This is a genomic window from Pseudomonas sp. DrBHI1 (genome assembly GCF_002205115.1).
GTDB classification, from domain to species: Bacteria; Pseudomonadota; Gammaproteobacteria; order Pseudomonadales; family Pseudomonadaceae; genus Aquipseudomonas; species Aquipseudomonas mosselii.
In genome coordinates this window covers 66,271-72,918 of sequence record NZ_NIBE01000124.1, presented here as the reverse complement: position 1 = coordinate 72,918, position 6,648 = coordinate 66,271, and the positions used below count along the sequence as shown (strand labels likewise).

At 65.8% G+C, this 6,648-nt stretch carries 8 protein-coding genes; 2 read left to right on the top strand and 6 right to left on the bottom strand.

Annotation, left to right across the window (positions count from 1 at the left end):
- Positions 1-36 precede the first annotated feature (36 nt).
- Positions 37-336, top strand: a complete 300-nt coding sequence (locus tag CC207_RS27055) for a hypothetical protein (protein WP_158216150.1) — start codon at positions 37-39, stop codon at positions 334-336.
- On the opposite strand, the gene CC207_RS22985 is transcribed toward CC207_RS27055, so the two are convergent.
- The 6 genes from CC207_RS22985 to CC207_RS22960 all read right to left on the bottom strand — a co-directional run bounded on the left by CC207_RS22985 (position 333) and on the right by CC207_RS22960 (position 5,594).
- A complete protein-coding gene (locus CC207_RS22985) occupies positions 333-1,115 on the bottom strand; it encodes an amino acid ABC transporter ATP-binding protein (protein ID WP_028692145.1) in 783 nt (260 codons plus the stop codon). The genes CC207_RS27055 and CC207_RS22985 overlap by 4 nt on opposite strands.
- A gap of 23 nt (positions 1,116-1,138) precedes the next feature.
- Positions 1,139-2,383: an FAD-binding oxidoreductase gene (locus CC207_RS22980; RefSeq protein ID WP_088852823.1), complete on the bottom strand. Its 1,245-nt coding sequence runs from the start codon at positions 2,381-2,383 to the stop codon at positions 1,139-1,141.
- A 16-nt stretch (positions 2,384-2,399) separates the two neighbouring features.
- The gene (locus CC207_RS22975; RefSeq protein WP_028692147.1) at positions 2,400-3,110 is read right to left on the bottom strand and encodes an ABC transporter permease; all 711 of its coding nucleotides are present in this window, start codon (positions 3,108-3,110) and stop codon (positions 2,400-2,402) included.
- A complete protein-coding gene (locus tag CC207_RS22970; protein ID WP_028692148.1) occupies positions 3,107-3,826 on the bottom strand; it encodes an ABC transporter permease in 720 nt (239 codons plus the stop codon). Before CC207_RS22970 ends, CC207_RS22975 begins: the two co-directional genes overlap by 4 nt.
- Before the next feature lie 116 nt (positions 3,827-3,942).
- Positions 3,943-4,695, bottom strand: coding sequence for a transporter substrate-binding domain-containing protein (locus tag CC207_RS22965; protein WP_028692149.1), 753 nt, complete (start codon positions 4,693-4,695; stop codon positions 3,943-3,945).
- Positions 4,696-4,721: 26 nt separating this feature from the next.
- On the bottom strand, positions 4,722-5,594 hold the full coding sequence (locus tag CC207_RS22960) for a MurR/RpiR family transcriptional regulator (RefSeq protein WP_028692150.1): 873 nt from the start codon (positions 5,592-5,594) through the stop codon (positions 4,722-4,724).
- A 143-nt stretch (positions 5,595-5,737) separates the two neighbouring features.
- Here CC207_RS22960 and CC207_RS22955 point away from each other — a divergent pair.
- On the top strand, positions 5,738-6,648 hold a 911-nt coding region (locus tag CC207_RS22955), incomplete at its 3' end, for an Ldh family oxidoreductase (protein WP_088852850.1).

Below are 6,648 nucleotides of genomic sequence, written 5' to 3'. Positions count from 1 at the left end.
GGGCCCATCCTGGGCCCCAGCGCTTGACGGGCATCCATGCCCGTCACCTCCCTTCGCAAGGCCTGCGTTCGGCCTCCTGAAGTCGCGAAGGTACGGGCGGCGCCTGGGCTGGCGCAGCTGCCGCTAGCTGCCAGTGAGGTTGAACATGCGGATACCAAAATCAAGATCAAGATCAAGATCAAGATCAAGATCAAGATCAAGATCAAGATCAAGATCAAGATCAAGATCAAGATCAAGATCAAGATCAAGATCTGCATCAGCATGAACGGCGACGCAGTCTTGCAAGAGGGTGCGGACAGAGTGGCGCTTATTGCGCCCAGAACCATGAACCGTTAATGCAGGATCTGCTTCAAGAACGCCTGTGCCCGCGCCGTTCTGGGCTGCCCGAAGAACACCTCCGGCGGGCTGTCCTCGATAATCTTCCCGCCCTCGAGGAACAGCACCCGTTCAGCCACTTGCCGGGCGAAACCCATTTCGTGGGTGACGCAGAGCATGGTCATGCCGGTGCCGGCCAATTGCACCAGCACATCCAGTACCTCGGCCACCATCTCCGGGTCGAGCGCCGAGGTCGGCTCGTCGAACAGCATGATCCTCGGCTTCATGCACAGCGCCCGGGCGATCGCCACCCGCTGCTGCTGGCCGCCGGACAGCTGGCTGGGGTACTTGTGCGCCTGACTCTCGATGCCGACCTTGCTCAAGTACAGCCGCGCCCGCTCCTCGGCCTCCCGGCGCGACAGGCCACGCACGCTCATCGGCGCCAGCAGGCAGTTGTCGAGCACGCTCATGTGCGGGAACAGGTTGAAGTGCTGGAACACCATGCCGATCTCGCTGCGCACCTGGTCGGCCTGGCGGCCTTTGCTCGCCAGATCGGTGCCGGCCACGCGGATGCTGCCCTGCTGGGCGATCTCCAGGCGATTGATGCAGCGGATCAGCGTCGACTTGCCCGAGCCCGACGGGCCGCAGAGCACGATGCGTTCGCCCTCGCGCACCGACAGGTCGATGTCATGCAGCACATGGAAGGCGCCGTAGTGCTTGTTCAGGCCCTCGATGCGGATCAGCTCCGGGCGCGGATCGGGGGCAGGGTGCAGGCTGGCAAGGCTCAGGGGGGCGGTCATCTTGTTGTTCTCCCGCTCAAGGTTCAGTCGAAACGTGCGGCGCTGTAGGGCGCAGGGGCGGTGAAGGGGTGTTCGCCGGTCATCAGTTCCGCCAGCAGGCGGCCGCTGACCGGCCCCAGGGTCAGGCCGTGGTGGGCATGGCCGAAGTTGAACCACAGGTGCTTGTGCAGGGGCGCCGGGCCGATCACCGGGCGCATGTCCGGCAGGCAGGGGCGGCGGCCCAGCCAGGGCTTGTCGTCCAGGCGCTCACCCAGGGCCGGGAACAGCTGGCGTGCCAGGGCCTCGCAGCGGCGTAGCTGGATCTCGTTGGCGGCGGCGTCGCTCGCCGCGAATTCGATGCCGGTGGTCAGGCGCACGCCACGGGCCATCGGCGCCAGGACGTAACCGCCCTGGGTGTCGCAGATCGAATGACCCAGCTCGGCGCCGTCGCGGGTGGCGTAATGCATGTGGTAGCCGCGCTTGATGCCAAGTGGAAAGCGGTAGCCCAGCCGCTGGTAGAGGTCGGCCGACTGCGGGCCGAGACAGGCCACCACGTCGTCGGCGGTCACGCTGCCGCGACGCGTGTCCAACTGCCAGCCGTTCTCGACCTGGCGCAGGCTGCGCGCGTCGCCATGGAGGAACTGCCCGCCGCGCTGGACGAACAGCGCGGCGTAGCCACGGGTCAGGCCTCCCGGGTTGCTCACCGTCTTCGGGTCGAGCCAGTGGATGCCGCCGATCACGCCACCGTCCAGCTGCTGCTCGCGGGCCTGCAGTTGTTCGCGTTCGAGGATCTCGTACTGCAGGCCGTAACGGGCCAGCCCCTTCAGATCGCCTTTGGCCTGTTCGAACAGCGCGGCATCACGGTACACCTCGATCCAGCCCTTGGCCTGTACCAGTCCTTGCAGACCGGCGGCCTCGATCAGCGCATCGTGTTCCTCGACGCTGCGTTGCACCAGCGGCAGCATGTCGGCGGCGGCCTTGGCCAGTTGCCCAGGCGCGGACTGGCGCCAGTAGCTGAGCAGCCAGGGCGCGACCTTGGGCAGGTGGGTCAGGCTGTAGCGCACATCGGGCTGGCGGTTCAGGCCGTAGCGCAGCAAGGCACTCCACTGACGCGGGAAGGCGTAGGGGATCACGCTGGAGCGCTCGATCAGCCCGGCGTTGCCATGGCTGGTGCCGCTGCCCGGTTCGTCACGGTCGACGAGGAGCACCTGGCGTCCGCGGGCCTGCAGGTGCAGGGCGGTGCTGACGCCGACGATGCCGGCGCCCAGGACGATGGTCTGGCAATGCATGGAAGGATTCCTTCAATCAGTTCAGGTGGCGGCCCAGGCGGGCCTCCAGGTGTTTCAGGGTGCGCCGGACCACCTCGACGATCAGCAGGTAGAGCACCGCCGCCCACAGGTAGATCTGGAAGTCGAAGCTGCGCGAGAAGGCCAGCTTGGTCACCCCCATCAGGTCGTAGATCGTCACCAGCGAGGCGATGGCGCTGGCCTTGATCATCATGATCAGCTCATTGCCCAATGGGCCGATGGCCACCAGCAGCGACTGCGGCAGCACCACCTTGAAGAAGGTGGTCGAGCGCTTGAGGTTCAGGGCCTTGGCGGCCTCGTACTGGCCTGGCGCGACGGCCATCAGGCTGGCGCGGAAGATTTCGGCCTGGTAGGCGGCGGTGTTGAGGGTGAAGGCGAGCAGTGCGCAGTACCAAGCCTCGCGGAAGAACCACCACAGCCCCAGGTCCTGCCAGAAGCCCTTGAGCGAGCCCAGGCCGTAGTACAGCAGGAACAGCTGGGCCAGCAGTGGCGAGCCGCGGAAGAAGTACACATAGCCGGCGGCCAAGCGTTGCAGCACGAGGTGCTGCGACATCCGCGCCAGGGCCAGGAGCATGCCCAGCAGCGCGCCGAGGGTGAACGAGATCGCCACCAGCTTGGCGGTGACCAGCAGGCCATCGACGAAGCGCGCGCCGTAGCGCTCCAGCAGGTCGGGATCGAGCACGTAGGCCAGCAGTTGCTCCGGGCTCATGGGCGGGCTCCTTGCAGATGGCGGTTGCTGCGCCGCTCCAGCAGGGCGAAGACCCTGCCCGACAGCGCCGAGAACAGCAGGTAGACCAGGCAGGCGACGCCGTAGAACAGCATCGGTTCCTTGGTCACGCTGACCGCCAGGTTGGTCTGGCGCATCAGGTCGATCAGCGAGATGGTCGAGACCAGCGAGGTGTCCTTGAGCAGGCTCAACCAGTTGTTCGACAGGCCTGGCAGGGCGATGCGGGTCAGTTGCGGCAGCACCACCTTGAAGAATCCGGTGCGCTTGCCCAGGCCCAGGGCCGCGCAGGCCTCCAGTTGGCCCTTGGGCAGGGTCTTGAAGGCCATCAGCCAGATTTCACTGGAGAACGCGGCGAACACCAGGCTGAAGGCAACCATGGCGGCGAGGAAGGTGTTGATCAGCACCTCGCCCTGGTAGCCCATCGCGGCGAGGATCTTCTGCGCGGCGATCTGGCAGCCGTAGTAGATGATCAGCAGGGTGAGCAGTTCCGGCAGGCCGCGGAACACAGTGGAAAAGGTGGTGGCCCAGGCCCGCGGCAGGCGTTTGCGCGAGCGCGCGGCCAGTGCTACCAGCAGGCCCAGCGGCAGGCCGATGGGCAGGCAGGCCAGAGCCAGCGATACGGTCACCAGCGCGCCGGCCAGCAGCGCCTGGCCCCAGCCACCGCTGGCGAAGGAGAGCAGGGAGAGTTGATCGAGCATGGATGCATCCTCGAGGTCGGCGGGTCGCATAGCGCCCTGATCGCGATGCAAGGCCGCTTCCAGGGGGATGGCGGCCTCGTGTCGCGAAAGGGCTGCGGGCAGCCCCAGGATTCGTATCAGTTATAGATATCGAAGGCGAAATACTTGCTCGCGATCTTCTGGTAGGTGCCATTGGCCACGATCGCTGCCAGCGCTTCGTTCAGCCGCACGCGCAGGGCCTCGTCATCCTTGCGCACGGCAATCGCCGCGTCGGCCTTGGTGCCGTCGACGTCGCCGAGGATCTTGCAGCAGTCCTTGCCATTCTTGTTCAGCCATTCGTGCAGCGGGAACTTGTCGGCGATCACCCCGTCCAGGCGTCCGGCGGCAAGGTCGGCGTTGGCCTCGTCCAGGGTCGGGTACAGCTTCACGTCCGCGCCGGCCTTGCCGTACACGTCCTCGGCGTAGATCGCCTGGGTCGAGGCGGACTGGGCGCCGACCGTGTAGCCCTTGAAGTCGGTCTGCGCGTCGCTGATCTTGCTGTCCTTGGCGACCGCCACGGTCAGCGGGGTGCGGTAGTAGCGGTCGGTGAAGGCGATCTTGCGGCGCCGTTCCTCGGTGTCGATCATCGAGGCCACCACGGCGTCGTACTTGCGCGCCATCAGCGCCGGGATGATGCCCTCCCAGTCCTGGGCCACCAGGGTGCACTCGACTTTCATCTGCTCGCACAGGGCATGGGTGATGTCGATGTCGAAGCCGTGCAGCTGGTTGTCGGCATCGACGTAGTTGAACGGCGGGTAAGCGCCTTCAGTGGCAAAACGCAGGGTCTCGGCACTGGCGCCTGCCGCCAGCAGCAGGGCGCACGCACCCACCACAGCCATGGTTCCTTTCATCTCGCACCTCGGTAGTTGCACTCTTGCTATTGTTGTTTGCCCGCCGGCCACGAGGTGTAGCCGACGAACTCGTTATGTAGAGCGGCAGTTGCTTCCAAGCGTCTTTCAACATCCGGCCCGAGCTTCTTGCAGACCTCGTTGACCATCAGGTGCACCCACGACAGCATGGTCGCGGTGGATTCCCAGAACAGGTTGAATTCGGTGGGGATGCGGAACACCTCGTCGGCGTTGGCATCGGCCCATTCACAGAAGGTGTCGGTGACCAGGGTCACCGGGATGCCCAGCTCGCGGGCCTTGTGGCACAGCTGCAGGGCATGGCGGGAATAGCGCCGGGCCTCGAACACCACCAGCGCGCAGTCCTGGGGGCGCCCCAGCAGCACCTCGGCGAAGTGCCCGGCACTGCCGTCGACCAGTTGCACGCCGTCGCGCAGGTATTGCAGCAGATGGCTCATGCACATGGCCACGCCGCGCTCGGTCTGAAAGCCGGCGACGAACACCCGCGGTTTTTCCGCTAGGCGCCGGGCCACCTGCTGCCAGGCTTCGCCGCGGCTGTATTCGTGCACGCGTACCAGCGCGGCCATTTCCAGCTCCAGGCTGCCCGAGCGCTGGTCGTCCTCGGGTTGCTGGCGGAACGCCTGCAGGCGGTCGCCCACCAGCCAGGGGCCGTCGCCCAAGTCGTTCTGCAGGTCTTGTTTGAGTGCCTTGAGGTGCGCGTAGCCCAGCGAGCGGCAGAAGCGGCCAACGCTCGACTCGCTCACGCCCAGCTTGGCGGCGATGCTGGCCGAGGTCTGGAACGGCAGTTCGTGGAGGTTGGCGAGCATGTAGCTGGCGATCTGGCGGCCCGAGGCGGCAGCGGTGTGCAGGCTGCTTTCCAGGCGTTGCTTGATCGATTGGCTCATGGTCGGTTCCGGTTGATTTCTGGCGTGGAAGCCAAAATGGCTGTTTTCTGTCGTCAAGTCAATATTTGACAGATAGCTGTCATTGGCGGGAAAGTCTGTGCAGTTGCGCTGTAGCGAATCCAAATCCAAGAAAGGAGCTCCAGATGTCTTCACCTTCCACCGGCCCTGTCGTGCGCGTGCCTTTTAACGAACTGCGGGCGTTGCTGCAGTCGATCTTCGAGCGACATGGCTGCAGCGCGGCGGTGGCCGCCGTGCTTGCCCACAACTGCGCCAGTGCCCAGCGTGATGGTGCCCACAGCCATGGGGTGTTCCGTATTCCCGGTTATGTCTCGACCCTGGCCAGCGGTTGGGTCGATGGTCGCGCCGAGCCTCAGGTGACTGACCTTGCGCCGGCCTATTTGCGTGTCGATGCCAAGGGTGGCTTTGCCCAGCCGGCGTTGGCCGCGGCCCGCCCGCTGCTGGTGGAGAAGACCCGCACGGCCGGCATCGCGGTGCTGGCGATCCACAACTCGCACCATTTCGCCGCGCTGTGGCCGGATGTCGAGCCGTTCGCCGACGAAGGCCTGGTGGCCCTGAGCGTGGTCAACAGCATGACCTGCGTGGTGCCACACGGTGCGCGCAAGCCGCTGTTCGGCACCAACCCCATTGCTTTTGCCGCGCCTTGCGCCGGGCATGATCCGATCGTCTTCGACATGGCCACCAGCGCCATGGCCCATGGTGATGTGCAGATCGCCGCGCGGGCGGGCGAGCGACTGCCGCCAGGCATGGGCGTGGATGCCGAGGGCCAGCCGAGTACCGACCCCAAGGCGATTCTCGAGGGCGGCGCCTTGCTGCCGTTCGGCGGGCACAAGGGCTCGGCGCTGTCGATGATGGTCGAGCTGCTGGCGGCGGCGCTGACGGGCGGCAATTTCTCCTGGGAGTTCGATTGGTCGGGCCACCCTGGAGCCAAGACCCCCTGGACCGGGCAGTTGATCATCGTGATCGACCCGAGCAAGGCCGAGGGCGAGCGCTTTGCGCTGCGCAGCCGCGAACTGGTGGAGCAGATGCAGGCAGC